Origin of the sequence: Altererythrobacter sp., from assembly GCF_050299635.1 — a bacterium.
GTDB lineage: Bacteria > Pseudomonadota > Alphaproteobacteria > Sphingomonadales > Sphingomonadaceae > Erythrobacter.
Genome location: NZ_JBNKWF010000005.1, coordinates 139,710 through 159,347, shown reverse-complemented (window position 1 = coordinate 159,347; position 19,638 = coordinate 139,710). Strand labels below are relative to the sequence as shown.

At 60.8% G+C, this 19,638-nt stretch carries 20 protein-coding genes; 9 read left to right on the top strand and 11 right to left on the bottom strand.

The features are described 5' to 3' along the window. Positions 1 to 127 precede the first annotated feature (127 nt). From ACQY6C_RS04290 to aspS, 6 genes are all read right to left on the bottom strand, one after another. Positions 128 to 817 carry a cyclic nucleotide-binding domain-containing protein gene (locus ACQY6C_RS04290; protein ID WP_427965194.1) on the bottom strand — a complete coding sequence of 230 codons (690 nt, stop codon included), beginning with the start codon at positions 815 to 817 and terminating at the stop codon, positions 128 to 130. A 30-nt stretch (positions 818 to 847) separates the two neighbouring features. Next, entirely contained in the window at positions 848 to 1,366 is a 519-nt protein-coding gene (locus tag ACQY6C_RS04285) for a 2'-5' RNA ligase family protein (protein WP_427965192.1), read from the bottom strand. Between the two features lie 10 nt (positions 1,367 to 1,376). Beyond that, a complete protein-coding gene (mltG, locus tag ACQY6C_RS04280; protein ID WP_427965189.1) occupies positions 1,377 to 2,339 on the bottom strand; it encodes an endolytic transglycosylase MltG in 963 nt (320 codons plus the stop codon). Between the two features lie 4 nt (positions 2,340 to 2,343). After that, the gene (gene fabF / locus ACQY6C_RS04275) at positions 2,344 to 3,603 is read right to left on the bottom strand and encodes a beta-ketoacyl-ACP synthase II (RefSeq protein ID WP_427965186.1); all 1,260 of its coding nucleotides are present in this window, start codon (positions 3,601 to 3,603) and stop codon (positions 2,344 to 2,346) included. 143 nt (positions 3,604 to 3,746) lie between these two features. After that, positions 3,747 to 3,983 (bottom strand): acyl carrier protein, encoded by a 237-nt coding sequence (locus ACQY6C_RS04270; protein WP_212451826.1) that lies wholly within the window; start codon positions 3,981 to 3,983, stop codon positions 3,747 to 3,749. Positions 3,984 to 4,092: 109 nt separating this feature from the next. Further along, on the bottom strand, positions 4,093 to 5,889 hold the full coding sequence (gene aspS, locus ACQY6C_RS04265) for an aspartate--tRNA ligase (protein WP_427965183.1): 1,797 nt from the start codon (positions 5,887 to 5,889) through the stop codon (positions 4,093 to 4,095). Between the two features lie 194 nt (positions 5,890 to 6,083). Here aspS and rnd point away from each other — a divergent pair, with 194 nt between their 5' ends. Next, positions 6,084 to 7,286, top strand: coding sequence for a ribonuclease D (gene rnd / locus ACQY6C_RS04260; RefSeq protein ID WP_427965181.1), 1,203 nt, complete (start codon positions 6,084 to 6,086; stop codon positions 7,284 to 7,286). 10 nt (positions 7,287 to 7,296) lie between these two features. Continuing rightward, positions 7,297 to 8,193 carry a hydrogen peroxide-inducible genes activator gene (locus ACQY6C_RS04255; RefSeq protein WP_427965178.1) on the top strand — a complete coding sequence of 299 codons (897 nt, stop codon included), beginning with the start codon at positions 7,297 to 7,299 and terminating at the stop codon, positions 8,191 to 8,193. Here the strand turns inward: ACQY6C_RS04255 and ACQY6C_RS04250 are convergent. Both ACQY6C_RS04250 and pgsA read right to left on the bottom strand, forming a co-directional pair. Next, the gene (locus tag ACQY6C_RS04250; protein ID WP_427965175.1) at positions 8,190 to 8,456 is read right to left on the bottom strand and encodes a hypothetical protein; all 267 of its coding nucleotides are present in this window, start codon (positions 8,454 to 8,456) and stop codon (positions 8,190 to 8,192) included. The genes ACQY6C_RS04255 and ACQY6C_RS04250 overlap by 4 nt on opposite strands. Positions 8,457 to 8,665: 209 nt before the next feature. Then, on the bottom strand, positions 8,666 to 9,259 hold the full coding sequence (pgsA, locus tag ACQY6C_RS04245; protein ID WP_427965172.1) for a CDP-diacylglycerol--glycerol-3-phosphate 3-phosphatidyltransferase: 594 nt from the start codon (positions 9,257 to 9,259) through the stop codon (positions 8,666 to 8,668). Positions 9,260 to 9,374: 115 nt separating this feature from the next. Here pgsA and ACQY6C_RS04240 point away from each other — a divergent pair, with 115 nt between their 5' ends. Beyond that, positions 9,375 to 10,706 carry an MFS transporter gene (locus tag ACQY6C_RS04240; protein ID WP_427965169.1) on the top strand — a complete coding sequence of 444 codons (1,332 nt, stop codon included), beginning with the start codon at positions 9,375 to 9,377 and terminating at the stop codon, positions 10,704 to 10,706. Here ACQY6C_RS04240 and ACQY6C_RS04235 read toward each other — a convergent pair. Together ACQY6C_RS04235 and ACQY6C_RS04230 are read right to left on the bottom strand one after the other, a co-directional pair. Beyond that, on the bottom strand, positions 10,696 to 10,887 hold the full coding sequence (locus ACQY6C_RS04235) for a hypothetical protein (RefSeq protein WP_427965166.1): 192 nt from the start codon (positions 10,885 to 10,887) through the stop codon (positions 10,696 to 10,698). The genes ACQY6C_RS04240 and ACQY6C_RS04235 overlap by 11 nt on opposite strands. A 155-nt stretch (positions 10,888 to 11,042) precedes the next feature. Beyond that, entirely contained in the window at positions 11,043 to 11,453 is a 411-nt protein-coding gene (locus tag ACQY6C_RS04230; RefSeq protein WP_427965163.1) for an EVE domain-containing protein, read from the bottom strand. 161 nt (positions 11,454 to 11,614) lie between these two features. On the opposite strand from ACQY6C_RS04230, the gene ACQY6C_RS04225 reads away from it, so the two are divergent. From ACQY6C_RS04225 to ACQY6C_RS04200, 6 genes are all read left to right on the top strand, one after another. Beyond that, on the top strand, positions 11,615 to 13,297 hold the full coding sequence (locus tag ACQY6C_RS04225) for a putative bifunctional diguanylate cyclase/phosphodiesterase (protein WP_427965160.1): 1,683 nt from the start codon (positions 11,615 to 11,617) through the stop codon (positions 13,295 to 13,297). A gap of 68 nt (positions 13,298 to 13,365) precedes the next feature. Beyond that, positions 13,366 to 14,190, top strand: coding sequence for a diaminopimelate epimerase (gene dapF, locus ACQY6C_RS04220; RefSeq protein ID WP_427965208.1), 825 nt, complete (start codon positions 13,366 to 13,368; stop codon positions 14,188 to 14,190). Beyond that, complete coding sequence (mtaB, locus tag ACQY6C_RS04215; RefSeq protein ID WP_427965158.1) at positions 14,157 to 15,362, top strand: tRNA (N(6)-L-threonylcarbamoyladenosine(37)-C(2))-methylthiotransferase MtaB; 1,206 nt, start codon at positions 14,157 to 14,159, stop codon at positions 15,360 to 15,362. The genes dapF and mtaB overlap by 34 nt, the downstream gene beginning before the upstream one ends. Then, positions 15,359 to 16,297 (top strand): signal recognition particle-docking protein FtsY, encoded by a 939-nt coding sequence (ftsY, locus tag ACQY6C_RS04210; protein ID WP_427965154.1) that lies wholly within the window; start codon positions 15,359 to 15,361, stop codon positions 16,295 to 16,297. Before mtaB ends, ftsY begins: the two co-directional genes overlap by 4 nt. Further along, positions 16,297 to 16,959, top strand: a complete 663-nt coding sequence (locus tag ACQY6C_RS04205) for an inner membrane-spanning protein YciB (RefSeq protein ID WP_427965151.1) — start codon at positions 16,297 to 16,299, stop codon at positions 16,957 to 16,959. Before ftsY ends, ACQY6C_RS04205 begins: the two co-directional genes overlap by 1 nt. Positions 16,960 to 17,064: 105 nt before the next feature. Then, positions 17,065 to 17,637, top strand: coding sequence for a urate hydroxylase PuuD (locus ACQY6C_RS04200; RefSeq protein WP_427965148.1), 573 nt, complete (start codon positions 17,065 to 17,067; stop codon positions 17,635 to 17,637). 59 nt (positions 17,638 to 17,696) lie between these two features. Here the strand turns inward: ACQY6C_RS04200 and ACQY6C_RS04195 are convergent, their stop codons facing one another. Further along, complete coding sequence (locus ACQY6C_RS04195) at positions 17,697 to 19,637, bottom strand: potassium transporter Kup (RefSeq protein ID WP_427965145.1); 1,941 nt, start codon at positions 19,635 to 19,637, stop codon at positions 17,697 to 17,699. Position 19,638: the final 1 nt, after the last annotated feature.

Sequence of the window (19,638 nt, the reverse complement as noted above, 5' to 3'; positions counted from 1 at the left end):
TCCGCTGCTCTAACCACCTGAGCTACTCCGCCCCGAAAGGCCAGCCGGGGCCAAACGCCCACACGGCAGGCGGCGCATTTAGGGCGCACCCGCGCCCCGGTCAACCTGCGTTTTGCGGGTCCGGCTATTAAACGTCCTGCCCGGCCGCAGCCTGGTTCATCCGCAGAACCTTCGCAGCAAGCCCGCGGTTGAGCGCGGCGTCGAACGCACGCTTCATTTCAGGGAGAGAATGCGTCAGTTGCCCCAGCGCGTCGCGATCAAAGCGGGCGATCCGCACGCTGTTGGTGACACGAACTGTGGCAGCCGCGGGCTCGCCGGTGATCAGTGCCATTTCACCCAGAAAATCGCGCGGCCCGCAAATACCAACTATCTGACCGCCATGCTCGATCGCGGCTGCTCCCGATGCGACATAGATCAACGGCGGTTTTGGCTGTCCCTGCTCCATCAGCACCTCGCCCTCGTCAACGTCGCGCCATTCGAGCAGGTCCAGCAGGCGGCGCTGCTGCGCGGGTTCCTGCACCTCCAGCACATGCTCCAACAGTTCCCGCTCCTCCTGATTCATGCGGTGCATGCGCGAGCGGTAAAGCAGGATCGCGAGCTGGGCCGCATTGGTAATCACGAACAGCAATGCCAGGACAAGCGCCGAGGTCCCCGCCCCTGCGACAGCGAAACAGGCAACGGCCGCCAAGCCGCTACCCAGCGCCGCAATCCGCAGCCAACGCATCGTCGTCATCAACATCGACGCGATCAGCAGGATCGCGGCCACATGGGCGAGAATGCCAACCGAGCCCGACGTATCACTCACGATAACAGCCATTTCCGCCTCCCTGACCTGTCACGGCCCGGATCATGCCACTGCGCGACCGCGAAAGGCAAATCTGCGCACATGCTCCCAGGTTCCGCCGCGATAGATATGCAGCTCCAGGCCGGTGAAATGGAACGCACGCGGCTCGATCTGCGGCGCAAGTTCGCGCTGCAACTCGCGCGCCTCCTCCTTCGTAACCTTGTTCTGGATGGTGATGTGGAGCCGCGGCTCATACCGATCCTGCTGCGTCAGCGCTCCGTGGAAATGCGCCTCGATCTGTTCGCGGATCGCCAACAATTGCGGACTGCGCAGGGCAATCGCGGTGCCCTTCCCCAGATCCATCAATCCGTCGACCCGGCCTTCAGGCGGCGCATACTCGGCGGCAAATCCGGGCAGGACGGTCTTGAGTTCATCGAACAGCGAGGGCGCGAAGGAATGGAACAGCGTGACATGCGCCTGCAGCTTGTTGCGTTCGGGCGGGAAATGTGCGTGCCGCAATCCATCGGCCCAGGCGAAAATGTCCGGCGGAAGACTGGCCGTCACGATGAAGGGATCGGCCACCGGAACCAGCCTATTCTATCTCGCCGCGGGAACGCCGCAGCCTGTACCATTCTGCGACATTGGCATTGTGCTGTTCCAGCGTGTCGGAGAATTTGTGCCCGCCCGTCCCGTCAGCGACCATGAAAAGCGCACCGGTGGGAGCCGGGTCGAGCACGGCGGCAATGCTCTCGCGTCCGGGATTGGTGATCGGCCCCTTGGGCAGTCCGATCATGGTATAGGTATTGTAGTCGTTCACCGCCGCGATTTCCGACTGGCGGATGCGGCGGCCAAGCGGTTTGCCCTTGGTGATCGGATAGATGATCGTGGGATCGGCCTGTAGGAGCATCCCGCGCTTCACGCGGTTGGAATAAAGCCCGGCAACCATGCGGCGCTCCTCGGCCTTGCCAGTCTCTTTCTCGACGATCGACGCCAGGATCAGCGCGTCGCGCATGGTGTCGACGGCGATGCCGGGTTTGCGCCCGGCCCATGCCTCGGCGAGATATTTGTCCATCGCCGCCTGCATCCGTTCGATCACGGCCTGGCGGCTCTCGCCCCGTTCGAAATCATATGTATCGGGCAGGATAGACCCTTCGGGCGGCACGTCGATTTCGCCGCTGAGCAGTGGTTCGCCCATCAGCTTGTCATAGACCATGACCGAAGGCATCCCTTCGGGGATGGTGATGAAGCGGCGGATCACATCGCCGCTCTGGAACGCGTCCAGAATATCGCCCTGGCCCATGTCGGGCTTGAGCAGGAACTCGCCCGCCTGGATCGGCTTGCTTCCGCCGAGCAGCTTCGTTCGCAGAAGGAAGCCATCGGCCGAGGAAATCAGCCCCTCATCCTCCAGCTTTTCCGCGACTGTGGAAAGCGATGAACCGGAAGGAATGACGAAAGGCGTCTCCTTCTCGATTGTGGCCGAACCCATCAGGCCGGAAGCGAAAATTGCCCCCGCCACCAGCAGAATGGCCGCAACGAGGCAGCCGGCGCGCTTCATCGGTTTAGTCGACCTTCCTCATGATGAGGCTGGCATTGGTGCCGCCAAATCCGAAGCTGTTGTTGAGCACGGCGCGCACTTCGCGCTTCTTGGCTTCGAGCGGAACGAGATCGACGCCTTCGGTGCCATCATCCGGATTGGTGAGATTAAGCGTAGGCGGCACGATCTGGTCGCGCATCGCAAGGATGCAGAAGATCGCTTCGACCGCGCCAGCACCGCCCAGCAAGTGGCCGATTGCGGACTTGGTCGAACTCATCGATGCTCCGCCCAGATCGTCACCCAGCACGCGTTTGACCGCCGCCAGTTCGATTGTGTCGGCCATGGTCGAGGTGCCGTGCGCATTGACATAGTCAATGTCACCCGGCTCCATGCCCGCTTTCCTCAGCGCCATGTGCATCGCCAATTCGGCACCCTTGCCTTCCGGATGAGGCGCGGTGACGTGATAGGCATCGCCAGACAGGCCATAGCCGACCACTTCAGCATAGATCTTCGCGCCGCGCGCCTTGGCATGCTCATATTCCTCAAGCACCACCACGCCCGCGCCTTCGCCCATCACAAAGCCATCGCGATCCTTGTCATAGGGGCGACTCGCTTCAGTCGGGCGGTCGTTCATGCTCATATTGAGCGCGCGCGCTTGGGCGAAACCGGCAATACCAATCGGGCAGACGGTCGCTTCCGCACCACCTGCCAGCATCACGTCGGCATCGCCGTCCTTGATCATGCGCGCAGCATCGCCGATCGAATGCGCGCCTGTCGAGCAGGCCGTTACAACCGCGTGGTTCGGCCCCATCAGTCCATATTTGATCGAGACCTGTCCGCTGATGAGGTTGATCAGGCGTCCATGAACGAAGTGCGGGCTGACCCGGCCCGGTCCGCGCTCGTGCAGATTGACGGATTCGAGCTCGATACCCGGCAGGCCGCCAATGCCGGAGCCGATAGAGCAGCCGGTGCGCAGCTTGAGATCGTCGTCCATATCCTCAAGGCCAGCATCCTCGATTGCCTGTCCGGCCGCATCGATGCCGTAAACGATGAAGGGATCGACCTGGCGCTGGACCTTGTGATCGACACGCTTGTTGGGATCGAAGCCGTATTCGTGATCGGCCGGCTTCACCTCGCAGGCGATCTGGCACTTCTGGTCAGATGCGTCGAAACGGGTGATCGTCCCGGCGCCGCTCTTGCCCGCGATCAGATTGCTCCAGCTGGTTTCCACATCTCCGCCCAGGGGGGTGACGAGGCCAAGTCCGGTTACGACAACACGACGCATTCAATTCACTCCGCAAAAAAACAGGCCCAACCCTGTGGGCTGAGCCTGCATGTCCCTGCGAAGGCAGGGATCGTAGCCCTCATCCTTCGACCCCCGCCTCTGCGAGGGCAGGCAAGCTCAGGGCAAACTTGTGAAGATGGGCCTCAGCCCTTGTTCTCTTCGATATATTTGGTGGCGTCACCGACAGTAGTGATCTTCTCAGCCGCATCGTCGGGGATTTCCACGCCGAATTCTTCTTCGAAAGCCATCACCAGCTCGACAATGTCGAGGCTGTCGGCGCCCAGATCGTCGATGAAGCTCGCTTCCTGGGTGACCTTGTCGCCCTCGACACCGAGATGTTCGACGACAATTTTCTGCACGCGGTCGGCAGTATCGCTCATAATTTTCCCTCTGTTCTATGGGGGTACATCAAAACTCGAGATTTGCCCTAATGAAGGGCGCCAGCATACGCAAGAGGCATAGGTAAGTGCTGTTCAGCGCGCCGCAAGACTATCCTTGCTGCTCGCCTTCCTTTTTAGGAGGCTCGACGAGGCGCAGGTGCAGCTCGCGGAGCTGCTTCATCTCCGCCGTGTTCGGCGCGCCCATCATCAGATCCTCACCCTTCTGGTTCATCGGGAAAGCGATGACCTCGCGGATCGCCTCTTCGCCCGCCAGCAGCATCACGATCCGGTCGATGCCCGGTGCCGAACCGCCATGCGGCGGTGCGCCCAGCTTGAACGCCTCGATCATGCCGCCGAAATTGGCGTCGACATCTTCCTTGCCATAGCCGGCAATTTCAAACGCCTTATACATGATATCCGGACGGTGGTTCCGGATCGCGCCCGACGACAGCTCATAGCCATTGCAGACGATGTCATACTGCCAGGCGAGTATTTCCAGCGGGTCCTTCGATTCCAGCGCTTCCATCTCGCCCTGCGGCATCGAGAAGGGGTTGTGGCTGAAATCGACCTTTTTCAGGTCCTCGTCATATTCGTACATCGGGAAGTCGACGATCCAGCAGAACTTGAAGCAGTTCTCCTCGATCAGGCCCAGCTCCTCGCCCACGCGGGTGCGCGCCGCGCCGGCCAGCTTGGCTGCATCCTTCTCCTTGCCCGCGGCAAAGAACAGCCCGTCGTCCGGCCCCAGGCCCAACTCGTCATAGAGCTGTTCCATCCGGTCCGGACCATGGTTCTTGGCGATCGGGCCGCCGAATTCGCCGCCCTTGCGGGTAACATAGCCGAGCCCGGCAAAGCCTTCGCCGCGCGCCCAATTGTTCATGTCGTCGAAGAACTTGCGGCTCTTTTCCGCGGTGTTCGGCGCAGGGATAACCCGCACGCGCCCGCCGCTGCCGACAATCTTCTCGAACAGACCGAAGCCGGACTGCTCGAAATGGCTCGTGACATCGGTGATGACCAGCGGGTTGCGCAGGTCGGGTTTGTCGGTGCCGTATTTCAGCATCGCTTCGGCATAGGGGATGCGCGGGAACTCGCCCGATGGCGTCACGCTCTTGCCGTCAGCGAATTCTTCGAAACAGCCCGCCAGCACAGGCTCCAGCGCCTGGAACACGTCTTCCTGCGTGACGAAGCTCATTTCGAAGTCGAGCTGATAGAACTCAAGGCTGCGGTCGGCGCGCAGGTCTTCATCACGGAAACATGGCGCGATCTGGAAATAGCGGTCGAACCCGCTCACCATCAGCATCTGCTTGAACATCTGCGGCGCCTGCGGAAGCGCATAGAACCTGTTCGGATGCATCCGGCTCGGCACCAGGAAGTCGCGCGCGCCCTCAGGGCTGCTGGCCGTGAGGATCGGCGTCTGGAACTCGGTAAAGCCCTGCTCGGTCATCCGGCGGCGCAGGCTGGTGATCACCTTGCTGCGCAGCATGATGTTGCGATGCATGGTCTCGCGCCGCAGATCGAGGAATCGGTATTTGAGGCGGATATCCTCAGGATAGTCCTGCTCGCCCGCCACCGGCATCGGCAGTTCAGCCGCAGCGCTCTGCACATTAATCTCGCGCGCGAAGACCTCGATCTCGCCTGTCGGCAGATCCTTGTTCACCGTTTCCGGCGTGCGCGCCTTCACATTGCCATCGATCGTGACGACCGATTCGAGCCGCAGCTTCTCCAGCACTGCCAGCGCGGGCGAATCCTCGTCCGCCACGATCTGGGTAATGCCGTAATGATCGCGCAGGTCGACGAACAGGACCCCGCCATGGTCGCGCTTGCGGTGAATCCAGCCCGACAGGCGGACGTTTTCCCCGACATTTTCGCCGGAGAGCTGTGCGCAGTTGTGGGTACGAAAGGCGTGCATCTAAAAACTTTCCAATTTCGGAGCTATGGCGCTATGGGCGCGCTCAAAGAAACAGGCGCGCACCGCACAAGCGCGGTAACGCGCGCGCTAACAGGGCAAGAGGGTGGCTTTGTCAAGGCACCTGAACTGCAATTGGGGCCCATGCAAGTGGGAATCCCGGGGGCGGCACTCCGCCCGATGAGATGAAAAGACAAATGAAAATACATGACCTGATTACCACGACCGAGGCCCTCGAAGATCTTTGCGAGCGCCTTGCCAAGTCAGAATTCGTGACTGTCGACACCGAATTCATGCGCGAGAACACCTATTGGCCTGAACTCTGCCTGGTGCAGATCGCCAATGAGGAAGAGGCTGCGGCGATCGATCCGCTGGCTGACGGGATCGACCTGACCCCGCTGCTCGACTTGCTGACCGACAATGAAGACGTGCTCAAGGTGTTCCATGCTGGCGGGCAGGATGTAGAGATCATCGTAAACCTTTCGGGGCGCACGCCGCATCCGATCTTCGACACGCAGATCGCGATGATGGCGATTAGCCAGTCCGAACAGATCGGCTATGCCAATATGGTCGAAAGCTGGCTCGGCCTGACGATCGACAAGGGCGCGCGTTTTACCGACTGGAGCCGCCGCCCGTTGACCGACCGGCAGATCGAATATGCCATCGGCGACGTGACGCATCTGTCCAAGATCTTTCCCAAGATCCTGAACAAGCTCATCAAGACGGGGCGCGGCGCCTGGCTCGACGCAGAGATGGAAAAGCTCGCCGATACGAGCAATTACATCATCGATCCCGAGCAGGCATGGCGGCGCATTCGCCAGCCGGGCCGCAACCCGCAGGTGCTGGGCAGGCTCAAGGCGCTCGCCGCATGGCGCGAAGGCGAAGCGCAGCACAAGAATATCCCGCGCGGCCGTATCATGCGCGATGAAACGCTGGCTGACATTGCCAGCCATCCTCCCAAGAAACAGGCGGACCTTGCCAAGGTGCGCGGCCTTTCCGGCGCGTGGAGGGATAACGACATTGGCAAACGGCTGATGAAGGTGATCGACAAGGCCGAACCGATCGACAAGAGCGAAATGCCCGAGAAGATGAAACGCGGCGCCCCGTTGGGAAAGGAAGGCGCACTGGTGGCAGACCTGCTCAAGCTGCTGCTCAAGATTCGCGCCCGCGAGATCGACGTGGCCGCCCGCCTGCTGACCCGTTCCGAGGAGATGGAAGCGCTTGCCGCTGGTGTCCGCGACCTGCCCGTGCTGCAAGGCTGGCGCTTTGAAGTATTCGGCCGCGACGCGCTGGAACTGGTCGAGGGCAAGCTCGCCTTCGCCGTACAGCGCGGCAAGCTGGCAATGACCCACATCGACGATATGGCCGAGCAAATGGCCGAGGCGCAGGCGGCGGAGTAGGCCGCAGGGCATGTCCACCTACCTTCCTACCATCAAGCAGCTGCAATACCTCGTCGCGCTGCACGAGCACGGCCATTTCGGCCGCGCGGCAGAGGCGAGCTTCGTCTCGCAATCGACGCTGTCCGCAGGGATTCGTGAGCTCGAATCGCTGCTGGGCGTAACGCTGGTCGAACGCAGCCGTCGTGTGGTCCGCTTCACCGCACTGGGCGAACAGGTGGTGGAGAAAGCGCACCGCCTGCTGCGCGAAGCGGAGGAACTCTCCGATCTCGTCCAGGCGGCGGGCAAGCCGCTCTCGGGCACGCTGCGGATGAGCGTGATCCCCACAATCGCGCCGTTCCTGCTGCCGCGCATCCTGCCGCGCCTGCGCAAGGAGCGGCCCGAGCTGAAGCTGCTGCTGCGCGAGGAAACCAGCGCCGATGCGGTCGAATCGCTCCATCACGGGCGGGTCGATTGCGTGCTGCTCGCCCTGCCCTTCGCCACTGGCGAGGTGGAGATGGCGCATATTGCGGACGACCGGCTGTTCGTCGCCTTTCCCAAGGACGATCCTCGCGATCCACCCGATACGGTGCCGCCGTCAATGATCGACGAAGGGCGCCTGCTTCTGCTGGAAGACGGGCATTGCCTGAAGGAGCACGCGCTGGCGGCTTGCAACCGGCCTGAACTACGCGCTTCGGCCACCATGATCGGGACTTCGCTCCACACGCTGGTGCAGATGGTGAACAACGATCTGGGCCTCACCATGCTGCCCGAAATGGCGCTGGATGCAGGGATTCTGGGAGGCACTGAAGTCGTCGCTCGTCCGCTCAAATCGGCCAATGCGAAACGCGAGATCGCGCTGATCTGGCGCAAGAACAGCCCCCGCGCGGAGGAGTTCAAGCTGCTGGCGGAGGAATTGAAGGCGGGTTAGGCGTGCGCTGGCGCTGGCTGGGCCAACTTCGCCTGTGCGAAGCGCTCCAGCTTCTTCGCCGCGAAGAGTGGTACGATCACCGATAGTGCGATCCCTGCGAGCGAGCAGAAGCCGATCCAGATCGCCATCAGCGATCCGCCCGCCTGATACATGCCGTAAAGCACCGGCACGGCCAGCACGGCGCCGCGCACTTCGTTGAAGATCAACGCAAATGCACCGGCCTTGAAGAACAGGCTGAGGAAAGAGGAAAGCGTTGCACTCATGCATTCCCTGCTAATCGGGAATGGTTGAGGAAACTTTTACGGTGCGATTTTCCTACTTCGAACGCGAGGGTTAGGCCTTATCGACAATGCCCCGAATGCAGCCCTCTCCCCGCGCTCACCTTTCGCTCAAGACATCATCCGCGGAGACGATCTTTTCTCCCATTGGACAGTGTTCCAAGTGTTCCATCCAGTTGGATTCGGGCGATGCGTCAATCCATGTGCTTGAGGCCAACGCGCAGGTAATCCCACCCGGTCATCAGTGTAAGGATTGCTGCGCCCCAAAGCGTCGCCAGCCCGACTGTGTGCGGAACATTGGCCTCGATCCCGCCAATCATGACGTTCCAGCCGGGCAACCCATGCCCGAGGATGAGCGAACCAAGTGCGATGATCTGGAAGGTCGTCTTCCACTTGGCCAGCTTGGTCACAGGAACCGAGACCTGCAGCCCGCCCAAGAATTCGCGCAGGCCGGAGACGGCAATCTCGCGCACCAGGATGATGAGACCCGCTATCACATGCATATCGCCAACATAGGGCCCGCGCAGGATCCCTTGCGCCGTCAACACCAGGATAACGGCGGCGACCATGATCTTGTCCGCAATCGGATCGAGAAAGATGCCGAGCTTGGAAACCGTGCCGCTCGACCGGGCCAGATAGCCGTCGAAATAGTCGGTAATACCCATCAGGCTGTAGAGGCCGAATGCCAGCAGGTAACCCAGCGCCCAGTCCGGCCACCACAGCAGGAAGGCCAGGAAAGGCACCGCCAGAATACGCGAGAGCGTGAGGATATTCGGCAAAGTGAGCATCACCTCTTCCCTCTAGCGCCTGATATGCCAGCGCAAAAGGTGGCAGCTTTACCTTGTTCACCGGTCAGCACCCGCTATGGACGGAACAGACAAGGGAATCGATCCGGGAAGCTCCATGACAACATCGACGCACCTTTTGCGCCGCAGGCGTTTCCTACCCCTGTTCTGCACCCAGTTACTCAATGCCTTCAACGACAACCTCTACAAGACAGCAATGGTGCTGTTCGTCGTCTACAGCGTCTACAACGATGAAAGCGCGGAAGGATTGTTCAGCGGTGTCGCATCCTTCCTGTTCATTCTACCCTTCTTCTTTCTCTCGGCCCTGTCCGGACAACTGGCCGATATGCGCGACAAGGCCAGCATCATCCGCATCATCAAGGCGGCCGAAATCGGAATCATGTGTGTCGGCTGCGCCGGGCTGGTGATGGCGTGGAAGGGGATTGCCGTAAACGAACTTGCAATCCCGCTGCTGCTGGCAGCGCTCTTCGCAATGGGCGTTCACTCGACTTTCTTCGGGCCGATAAAATACGCGATCTTGCCGCAGCATTTGCGGCGAGAGGAGGTGCTTGCCGGGACCGGCTTGGTCGAAGCGGGTACCTATATCGCGATCCTCTCCGGGACGATCCTGGCGGGGTGGATTCCCGTCGAATGGGCGGCTGTCGGCATCATCCTGACCGCCGTGATCGGCTATCTTACGAGTTTGCAGGTTCCCTCCGCGCCGCCCCTGGCGAAGGAAGAAAAACTCGATTGGCACATAGTCCGCGCGTCCATCGATCTGGTTCGCAACTGCATGCACGACCGCCAGATTTTCTGGGCGATCATGGCGATCAGTTTCTTCTGGGCCATCGGCGCGGTGCTGATCATCCAGTTCCCGCCCCTGGCCAAGAACACGCTGATGGCAAGCAAGGAAGTCGCCAGCCTGTTCCTGGTGATCTTTTCAGTCGGAATCGCGATCGGATCGGTCTCGATCAACGCGTTGCTCAAGGGGCAGGTCTCCGCCCGCCATGCCCCGGCATCGGTCATTATGATGGGCCTGTTCGTAATCGCATTCTATGTCGTGTGCCGGATGTGGCAGGCCGACCAACCGACCGAGCTGCTCACCGTGGGCCAGTTCATTGCCTGGCCGATGGCATCGGTGATTCTGCTGTGTCTGCTAGGCATTGCCATTGCGGGCGGCATGTTCGTGGTGCCGCTCTACGCTTTTCTTACTACCCGCTGTGCGCCGGATCAGGCCGCGCGCACCATCGCCGCCAACAACATCGTCAATTCGGGCGCAATGGTGATCGGTTCGCTGATAGCGATGGCGCTGAGCGCGATCGGCGTTGCCATGGTCGAGCAATTACTGCTCAGCGCAGGCATGTGCCTCGTGTCGGCATGGCTGGGCAAGCGGCTACATCGCGTGGAGCTGGAGGCGGGGCCTCAGCCCCACCCCGCCGTTACACAATGAAGGCGAGAACCGCGGCGAAGGTCGCGATATAGACGCTGGCAAATCCGCGCACGTCATCCTGCGTCAGCCGCCACAGCGACTCCGCGGGATTCTCGTACTCGTTGCTACGGATATGCGCCGGCAACGACGCCCGGAAGGGGTGCCGTGCGGCTTCGTCGGTAAGGACAAGTGATCTACGCATAGGCAGCGTCTTAACGGTTTCGTAACCATTGCGCATCGCCGAAATCCGGGCTGTTCTGCCACGGGACATTAATCATGCATCTTCACGACGCATGTTCATGGTGAATATCCACCGCGATCCTTGCGGGCGCGATCCGCGCCGCCCCTGCAGCCCGCCTACTCGCCCGCCAGTTCCAGGATCGCCTTCCATTCGTCAGGCGTGATCTCCGCCACGGAAAGCCTCCCCAGCCGCACAAGCTCACAATCCTCCAGGCGCGGATCCGCCTTGATCTGCTTGAGGGTGACCGGGTTCTTCAGCTTGCGCTTCGGCTTGATCTTTACTGCGGCCCATTTGCCCGTCGGATCGGTCGGGTCGGTGATGCCCTCCACACTGATCGTCACGATACCGACGATCTCGAGCCCTTCGCGCGAGTGGTAGAAGAAGGCCTCCTCACCCACTTTCATCGCTGCAAGATTGTTCTTGGCGCGGTGGTTGCGCACACCATCCCACACGCCTTCCTTCTCTGCGACGAGATCGTCCCAGCTGTATTTGAATGGTTCGGACTTCATCAGCCAATAACGGGCCAAGATTGCTCTCCTCGATTCCTGACTTCTTTCCTAACCATGCAAGGCACGGCTCACCACCCCCGCAACCCCTTCCCTAAGCACGAATTAACCCGATTTTTATAGGGTTGGCCCATTGAGCCCGAATGGTCCCCTTTTCGGGCGTGCGCGTGGCGTAGGGATAGATGACGACTTTGGACTCCAAACAGGATCGGAAGCGCAGTAACGGCAGCGAACGCGATGTCGTCGCGTTGGGAATCGCCACAGCCGCAATCCTCCTGTTCGTCGGGACCGGGGGAACCGTGATGCCTCTGGTCGTGCGCTCTCTGCTGGGCGAGGGCAATGGTCCGGACCAGGCATTGGCCAACGCATTACTACTCAACGTTGCCCTAATCATCTTCGGTTGGCGTCGCCATCGGCAGCTTACTGAAGAAATCGCCGAGCGCCGCCAGGCAGAAGAACTGGCACGGCAGCTGGCAGAAACCGACCCGCTTACGGGATGCCTCAACCGGCGCAGCCTGACGCGCGCGACCGATGAGCTTAGAGGCAAGGCGCATGCTTCAGGCAAAGCCGTCGCCTGCGTTCTCGTGGACATCGACAATTTCAAGCAGATCAACGATCTTAACGGCCACACGACAGGCGATGCGGTATTGTGCGAGATCACCATGAGGCTGCGGAGCCTGCTGCCACCTGATGCGCTGCTGGCGAGAATCGGCGGCGACGAGTTCGCCTTGATGGTGCCGTTCCCGAGAAACCAGAGCGAACGCATCGATGATCTGGCCATCCGCCTGATCGAAGGCAATTTCACGCCGCTGGCGGTCGGTGACATCTCGGTCGAAACGACCATGTCGATCGGCATATCCAGCGACCTGGAGGACGATCCGTACAGCGGAGGCAAGGTGGACGCACAGGCGCTGATGCACCGGGCCGACATCGCGATGTACCACGCCAAGAAGCAGGGCAAATCGCGCCACTTCTGGTTCGAGCCGACGATGGAGAACGAACTTCGCTTCCGCAATGATCTGGAAAAGGGCATTCGCCGCGGGATCGAGGAAGGCGAGTTCGTCCCTTATTATGAACAGCAGATCGATCTGGAGACCGGCGAACTGATCGGCTTCGAGATGCTCGCGCGCTGGAACTCTCCCAATATGGGTGTGGTCTGCCCGGAAATCTTCATTCCGATTGCCGAGGAAATCGGCGTAATCACTCAGCTCTCCGAACAATTGATGGTGCAGGCTTTCGCCGACGCGCGGCATTGGGATCCGGCACTTACCCTGGCAGTCAATATCTCGCCCTTGCAGCTACGCGATCCATGGTTTGCCCAGAAGCTGCTCAGGCTGATGGTTGCGCACAGTTTCCCGCCGTCGAGGCTGGAGATTGAGATCACCGAGAGCTGCCTGCGCGAGAATGTCAGCCTGGTAAGTTCGATGATTTCCAGCCTCAGGAACCAGGGCGTGAAGGTGAGCCTGGACGATTTCGGGACCGGCTATTCCAGCCTCGAACAATTGCGCACGCTCCCATTCGACAGGATCAAGATCGACCGCAGCTTCATCGCGGAACTCAACACCGGAAACCCGGACTCCAGGATCGTCAAGGCGATTGTTTCGCTGGGCCGTGGGCTCGAGCTGCCCATCACCGCCGAAGGTATCGAGAACAAGGATATCCTTGGCGCGCTCAAGCACATGGGCAAGCTGATGGGCCAGGGGTATATCTACGGCAAACCCGAAACCGCCGATCAGGTGCACGAGCGGCTGAGGAATGCCAAGCGACTTGCCGCCAATCAGAGCGTGGAAGACAGCGAAACAACTGCGATTCCAGAAAGCTCGCCGGAAGCATCGCAAACACCTTTCAGAGCCGCAAAAGGCTGAACGCGCGGCACCGCTTGGTGTCGCTAGGGCTGGACGGAACCACCCTGCATGCATAGATGCGCCTCGCAATGCGCATTTCCTTCACCAAGATGCACGGATTGGGCAACGATTTCGTCGTGATCGACGGGCGCGAGGGCGGCGTTCCGGCGATGACCGCGCCTGCCGCGGCGGCGCTGGCCAATCGCACCACCGGCATCGGTTGCGACCAACTCATCCTGCTGGAACCGAGCGAGGCCGCGGATTTTCGCATGCGCATCTTCAACCAGGACGGCGGCGAGGTCGAGGCCTGCGGCAATGCCAGCCGCGCGGTCGCCTTGTTGCACGGCGCGCCGGCCAGCGTGGAGACCGATGGCGGCGTGATTGCGCTCGAACCGGTTTTGGGCGGCGCACGGGTCGATATGGGCCAGCCGCGCTTTGGCTGGGAGGATATCCCCCTCGCCTATGCCATGGACACGCTCAACATGCCGGTTGGCTGGGGAGTGCTGGAAAATTCAGCGGCAGTGAATGTCGGTAATCCGCATGTGGTGTTTTTCGTCGAAGATGTGGACGCGGTTGCGCTGGATCAGCTTGGCCCTGAGATTGAGCATGACCCGCTTTTTCCGCAACGGATCAACGTCAATGTCGCCAGCGTTGAGGGCCGCGATGCGATCCGTCTGCGGGTTTGGGAGCGCGGAGTCGGCCTGACTCGCGCCTGCGGCACGGGCGCCTGTGCCACAGCGGTTGCAGCCATGCGGCGCGGTCTGGTCGATCGCGAGGTGGCCGTCACCTTGCCCGGCGGCTCGCTCATGATCGCTTGGAGCGAGGATGACAGGATCGTCATGACCGGCCCGGCCACAACCAGCTTCACCGGCACATTCGAATGGAACGATTACGCGGGGGATGCAGCCTCGTGAGCGGAGCTGAGATCGTTTCGCTCGGATGCCGTCTCAATATTGCCGAGAGCGAGCGCATCCGCGCCATGTTGAGTCGCGAAAGCGATTTGGTGGTCGTCAATAGCTGCGCGGTGACATCCGAAGCCGTGCGCCAGACAAGGCAGGCGATCCGCAGGATGCGCCGTGCCCGGCCCGATGCCCGGCTGCTGGTGACAGGTTGCGCCGCCGATATCGAGCGCGAACAGCTCGCCGCCATGCCCGAAGTGGACGGGCTGATCGCCAATGAGGCCAAGCTCGATCCCCGCGCCTGGAATGTCCCGGTGGAGGCGCCACCGCTCCCACCGCAGCACACGCGCGCCTTCATCGCTGTCCAGAACGGTTGCGACCATGCCTGCACCTTCTGCGTGATCCCGCAAGGTCGCGGCAAGAGCCGCTCGCTCTCGATCGACGAAGTTCTGCATGAGGTCGAGCGGCATCTGGGAATGGGTGCGCCCGAGGTGATCCTGACCGGCGTGGACGTTACGAGCTGGGGGCATGATCTGCCACAAGTCTTGCCTTTGGGTCGGTTGGTTTCGCGTATTCTTTCGACTTTCCCAGAGTTGAAGCGGCTTCGCATGTCATCGCTCGATGGTGTTGAAATCGATGGTGAATTATTCGAACTTTTTGCGCACGAACCGCGCATGATGCCGCATCTGCATCTTTCGCTGCAGCATGGCCATGACCTGATCCTGAAGCGCATGAAACGTCGCCACCTGCGCGCCGATGCATTGGACCTCGTGGCGCGGCTCAAGCGCCTGCGCCCGGATATCGCCATTGGCGCCGACCTCATCGCCGGGTTCCCGACCGAGAGCGAAGAGCATCATCGGGCTAACCTTGCAATTATCCGCGAAGTGGGAATCGTGCACGGCCACATCTTCCCCTACTCGCCCCGCCCCGGCACGCCTGCCGCGCGGATGCCGCAAATCGACAAGGCGACGATCAAGCGCCGCGCTACCGAGCTGCGGCGAGCCGTTGCCGATGTTCGCGCCGAATGGCTGGAGACCCAGATCGGGCGCGACCTGTCCGTCCTCGCCGAACCCGATGGCACAGGCTATGCCGAGAACTTCGCGCGCGTCACTGTGCCGCAGGATACGCCTGCCGGTGCGATCGTGACGGTGAGCCCCACACGAATCCAGGAAGGACTGCTCAAATGAGCGAGCCCGAGGTTCCCAGGAAATCCTGGGCCGACCGTCTGTTCGGCGGATTCCGCAAGACGTCGGAGCGCCTGTCCGAAAACCTCACCACAGTGGTCGGCACAGCCAAGCTGGACGATGCGACGCTCGACGATGTCGAAGATGCGCTGATCATCTCGGACCTTGGCCCTTCGGCAGCGCGGCGTATCCGCGAGAAACTGGCCGAAAAGCGATTTGGCCTGGAGATCAGCGAGAAGGAGCTGAAGGAAGCGGTCGCGGACGAAATCGCCGAGATATTGCGCCCCGTTGCAAAGCCGCTCGAAATCACTGCTTTCCCGCGCCCGCAAGTGATCCTGGTGATCGGGGTCAACGGCAGCGGCAAGACCACCACCATCGCCAAGCTGGCGCATCTGTTGCAGGAAGACGATTACGGGGTGATGCTGGCGGCAGGCGACACTTTCCGCGCTGCTGCCATCGGCCAGCTTGCCACCTGGGCCGAGCGCATCAATGCACCAATCATCAGCGGCCCCGAAGGCGGCGACCCGGCCAGCATCGTGTTCGACGCGGTCAAGGCTGCGACCGATCAAGGCACCGATGCATTGATCGTCGATACCGCTGGCCGGTTGCAGAACAAGCGCGAGCTGATGGACGAATTGGCCAAGATCCGCCGCGTGCTGGGCCGCCTCAACCCGGAGGCGCCGCATGACGTGGTGCTGGTGCTCGATGCCACCAACGGCCAGAATGCGCTTGCCCAGATCGATGTGTTCAAGGAAGTAGCAGGCGTGACCGGTCTCATCATGACCAAACTTGACGGAACCGCGCGCGGCGGCGTGCTGGTCGCGGCGGCGGAGCAATACGGACTGCCGATCCATGCCATTGGCGTGGGCGAGAAGATCGATGATCTGCGCCCCTTCGATCCCGATCTGGTCGCGCGCGTGATTGCTGGAGTTGCCTGATGCCGGAAGCCGAGAAAAAGACAAAGAAAGGTTCCGGCTGGCTCAGCGTCGCGGTCGATTACGGCCCGCTGATCGTTTTTCTGGCCGTCTATAGGTTCTATGCGCCCCAGGAGAGCGAGATCGCGGCGGAGATCGCCGCAATCGTCAAGGGAACCATCGGCTTCATCATAGCCGCCATCTGCGCCCTGATCTTTTCCAAATGGAAGCTGGGCCGGATCTCGCCCATGTTGTGGTTCTCCACCGCACTGATTGTCGGCTTCGGAAGCCTCACGATCTTCTTCGGCGACCCAACCTTCGTTCAGCTCAAGCCGACCATCATATATGTGGTATTCGGTGTGGTACTGCTTGTGGGGTGGAAACTGGGCAAACCGCTGCTCAAGATCCTGCTCGAAGCCGCATTCGAGGGGCTGGAGGAATCGGGCTGGCTCAAACTATCGCGCAACTGGGGCGTGTTCTTCCTCTTCCTCGCAGTCTTGAACGAAGTTTTGCGCCACTTTTACAACGTCGATAATGGCAATTTCGAAACCTGGCTCTGGGCCAAGATCTGGGTCTTCCTGCCGATCACTTTCCTGTTCACTTTCAGCCAGATACCCATGCTACTGAAGCACGGGCTGGACCTCGAAGGCGAAGAGGAAGCGATCACCGACATCCCCCCGCCCTGATTCTCCCCTCCTTGCCAATCGCATATCTGCGCCTAATCTGGCGCTGTCTTTCGATCGTCTCTTGGCAGGCGGTCGTTCGGTTGTGGTCAAGAAGGGGGAGAGAATATGGCCAAATTGTTTGGAAATCTGAATTTGGTGATGCTTATCGGACTGGTCGTGGCGATTGCGCTCATGGCCTGTTTCATGGGCAGCGCGCCGATCAGCGTGAACACGGTCGCGCGCTGGCTGCACCTGTTCTTCGGTGTGCTGTGGATCGGCTTGCTCTACTATTTCAATTTCGTGCAGGTGCCCAATATGGGCAAGATTGCCGACGAGCATAAGCCCGCGATCACCGGCACCATAGCACCCGCCGCGCTCTACTATTTCCGTTGGGCGGCAGCCTTTACTGTGCTGACCGGCCTGATCATCGCCTGGACCGGCGGCTATCTGGTCGATGCCCTCACCTTCAAGGGTGGCGGCAATTTCAATCTGATCGGCGCAGGCATGTGGATGGCACTTCTGATGGCCTTCAACGTGTGGTTCATCATCTGGCCAGCGCAGCAGAAGATCCTTGGCCTCGTCGATGCCAGCGCGGAAGAGAAAGCCGCTGCGGGGCCACGCGCACTGATCGCCAGCCGCCTGAACACGCTGCTTTCGATCCCGATGATGTGGGCCATGGTCAGCGCAAACCTGGGCTGACGTATCGGTTCATCCAAAGAAGGGCGCTGGGGCAAGCCGGCGCCCTTTTTATTGTGGGTTCAGATTTCGACCTGGCTACCCAGTTCCACTACGCGGTTTGTGGGTAGCTTGAAGAAGTCCATCGCTGTTGCCGAGTTGCGCAGCATCCATGCAAAGATCTTCTCACGCCAGATCGGCATTGCCGGCTTCTTCGAAGGCAGCAACGTCTGGCGGCTGAGGAAGAAGCTGGTCTGCATCATATCGAACTCGCCGCCACAACGCTCCATCGACTTGAGCCCCGCCGGTACATCGGTCGATTCCATGAATCCGTAATGTAGCACCGCGCGGTAGAAGCCATCTCCTAAATCGTGATATTCGCAGCGCTCGCCCGGATCGACATAGGGAATGTCGGCGATGTCGACGGTCAGGATCACCACCCGTTCGTGCAGCACCTTGTTGTGCTTGATATTGTGCAGCAGCGCCGACGGAACGCCTGCGGTGCTCGACGCCATGAAGATCGCAGTGCCGGGAACGCGCGTGGCCGAATTCTTCGCCGACTTTGCAAAAATCTCGATCGGCAAGGCGACCTCGCTCATCCGGTCGCGCATCAGCTTGCGCCCACGCGCCCAGGTGGTGAGCAGAGTGAATGCGACAAGGCCCACAATCAACGGGAACCAGCCGCCATCGGGCACCTTGGCAAGGTTCGCCGCGAAGTAGGCCCCGTCAACGATAAGGAAGATCGCGACCACCGGTGCCGCCATCCACCACTTCCACCGCCATACGCCAACGAAGAGCACGCCCATCAGCAGCGTGTCGATTGTCACCGCACCCGTTACGGCGATGCCATAGGCCGAGGCGAGGTTGGACGAATTCTGAAAAGTCAGGACAAGGATGATCACCGCCACCATCAGCGCCCAGTTGACCACAGGGATGTAAATCTGGCCGCCTTCGGTTTCGCTAGTGTGACGTATCGACAGGCGCGGGATGAAGCCCATCTGGATCGCCTGATGAGTGATCGAGAATGCGCCTGAGATAACTGCCTGGCTGGCAATGAAAGTGGCAAATGTAGCCAGGAAGACAAGCGGCAAGCGCCACTGTTCGTTGGCGAGGAAGAAGAACGGGCTCTGGATTGCTTCGGCAGCCTGATCTGCAGGCAGCCCGATCACCATCGCGCCCTGACCAAAATAGTTGAGCAACAGACATGGCATGACGAAGCCGAACCATGACAGGCGCATCGGCCCGCGACCGAAATGGCCCATGTCCGAATAGAGCGCCTCCGACCCGGTAACCGCCAGAACGACCGAACCAAGCGCCAGGAAAGCCAGCGTGCCGTCGAGAACGAAGAAATTGACCGCGTGATAGGGATTGAGAGCCCACAGGATCTCTGGTGTCTGAAATATCTGCCAGGCGCCCATCCCGGCTATCACTGTAAAATAGACGATCATGACCGGGGCAAAAAGTGCCCCGACCTTCGCTGTTCCACGCTTCTGGAGCACGAACAGGATGATCAGCAGAACGAGCGCAATCGGGATAACCAGCCGGTCGAGCCTGTGGTTCACCACTGTCAGCCCCTCGACCGCAGAGAGAACCGAGATGGCGGGCGTGATCATGCTGTCTCCGTAAAACAGCGAAGTCGCGAAGACGCCGAGGATTACCGCCAGCCAGCCATAGCGCGATCGACCGATATGGCGGGATATCAGCGCGACCAGGGCAAGCGAACCACCCTGCCCCTTGTTGTCGGCGCGCATCAATATGGTGACGTACTGGATCGCCACCACCAGCGTCATCGACCAGAAGATAAGACTGATGACGCCGAGCACATGTGCCTTGTCGAGCGCCAAGGGATGCGGACCAACAAAGGTTTCGCGAAAGGCGTAGAGCGGGCTGGTGCCGATATCGCCGAAGACGATACCGATCGCACCGACGGCCAGGGCAGCTTTCGTCGTGCCATGTCCGTGGCCATCCGATCCACCTTGGGGTTGATCGGAATCTCCGTTTTGGGGAACCAACGCTTCGCTCATG

Bases quoted from the DNA above. Each gene is read 5' to 3' on its own strand.
- ACQY6C_RS04290 (WP_427965194.1), bottom strand. From the start codon at position 817: ATGGCTGTTATCGTGAGTGATACGTCGGGCTCGGTTGGCATTCTCGCC.
- mltG (WP_427965189.1), bottom strand. From the start codon at position 2,339: ATGAAGCGCGCCGGCTGCCTCGTTGCGGCCATTCTGCTGGTGGCGGGG.
- fabF (WP_427965186.1), bottom strand. From the start codon at position 3,603: ATGCGTCGTGTTGTCGTAACCGGACTTGGCCTCGTCACCCCCCTGGGC.
- ACQY6C_RS04270 (WP_212451826.1), bottom strand. From the start codon at position 3,983: ATGAGCGATACTGCCGACCGCGTGCAGAAAATTGTCGTCGAACATCTC.
- aspS (WP_427965183.1), bottom strand. From the start codon at position 5,889: ATGCACGCCTTTCGTACCCACAACTGCGCACAGCTCTCCGGCGAAAAT.
- rnd (WP_427965181.1), top strand. From the start codon at position 6,084: ATGAAAATACATGACCTGATTACCACGACCGAGGCCCTCGAAGATCTT.
- ACQY6C_RS04255 (WP_427965178.1), top strand. From the start codon at position 7,297: ATGTCCACCTACCTTCCTACCATCAAGCAGCTGCAATACCTCGTCGCG.
- ACQY6C_RS04250 (WP_427965175.1), bottom strand. From the start codon at position 8,456: ATGAGTGCAACGCTTTCCTCTTTCCTCAGCCTGTTCTTCAAGGCCGGT.
- pgsA (WP_427965172.1), bottom strand. From the start codon at position 9,259: ATGCTCACTTTGCCGAATATCCTCACGCTCTCGCGTATTCTGGCGGTG.
- ACQY6C_RS04240 (WP_427965169.1), top strand. From the start codon at position 9,375: ATGACAACATCGACGCACCTTTTGCGCCGCAGGCGTTTCCTACCCCTG.
- ACQY6C_RS04235 (WP_427965166.1), bottom strand. From the start codon at position 10,887: ATGCGTAGATCACTTGTCCTTACCGACGAAGCCGCACGGCACCCCTTC.
- ACQY6C_RS04225 (WP_427965160.1), top strand. From the start codon at position 11,615: ATGACGACTTTGGACTCCAAACAGGATCGGAAGCGCAGTAACGGCAGC.
- dapF (WP_427965208.1), top strand. From the start codon at position 13,366: ATGCGCATTTCCTTCACCAAGATGCACGGATTGGGCAACGATTTCGTC.
- mtaB (WP_427965158.1), top strand. From the start codon at position 14,157: ATGGAACGATTACGCGGGGGATGCAGCCTCGTGAGCGGAGCTGAGATC.
- ftsY (WP_427965154.1), top strand. From the start codon at position 15,359: ATGAGCGAGCCCGAGGTTCCCAGGAAATCCTGGGCCGACCGTCTGTTC.
- ACQY6C_RS04205 (WP_427965151.1), top strand. From the start codon at position 16,297: ATGCCGGAAGCCGAGAAAAAGACAAAGAAAGGTTCCGGCTGGCTCAGC.
- ACQY6C_RS04200 (WP_427965148.1), top strand. From the start codon at position 17,065: ATGGCCAAATTGTTTGGAAATCTGAATTTGGTGATGCTTATCGGACTG.
- ACQY6C_RS04195 (WP_427965145.1), bottom strand. From the start codon at position 19,637: ATGAGCGAAGCGTTGGTTCCCCAAAACGGAGATTCCGATCAACCCCAA.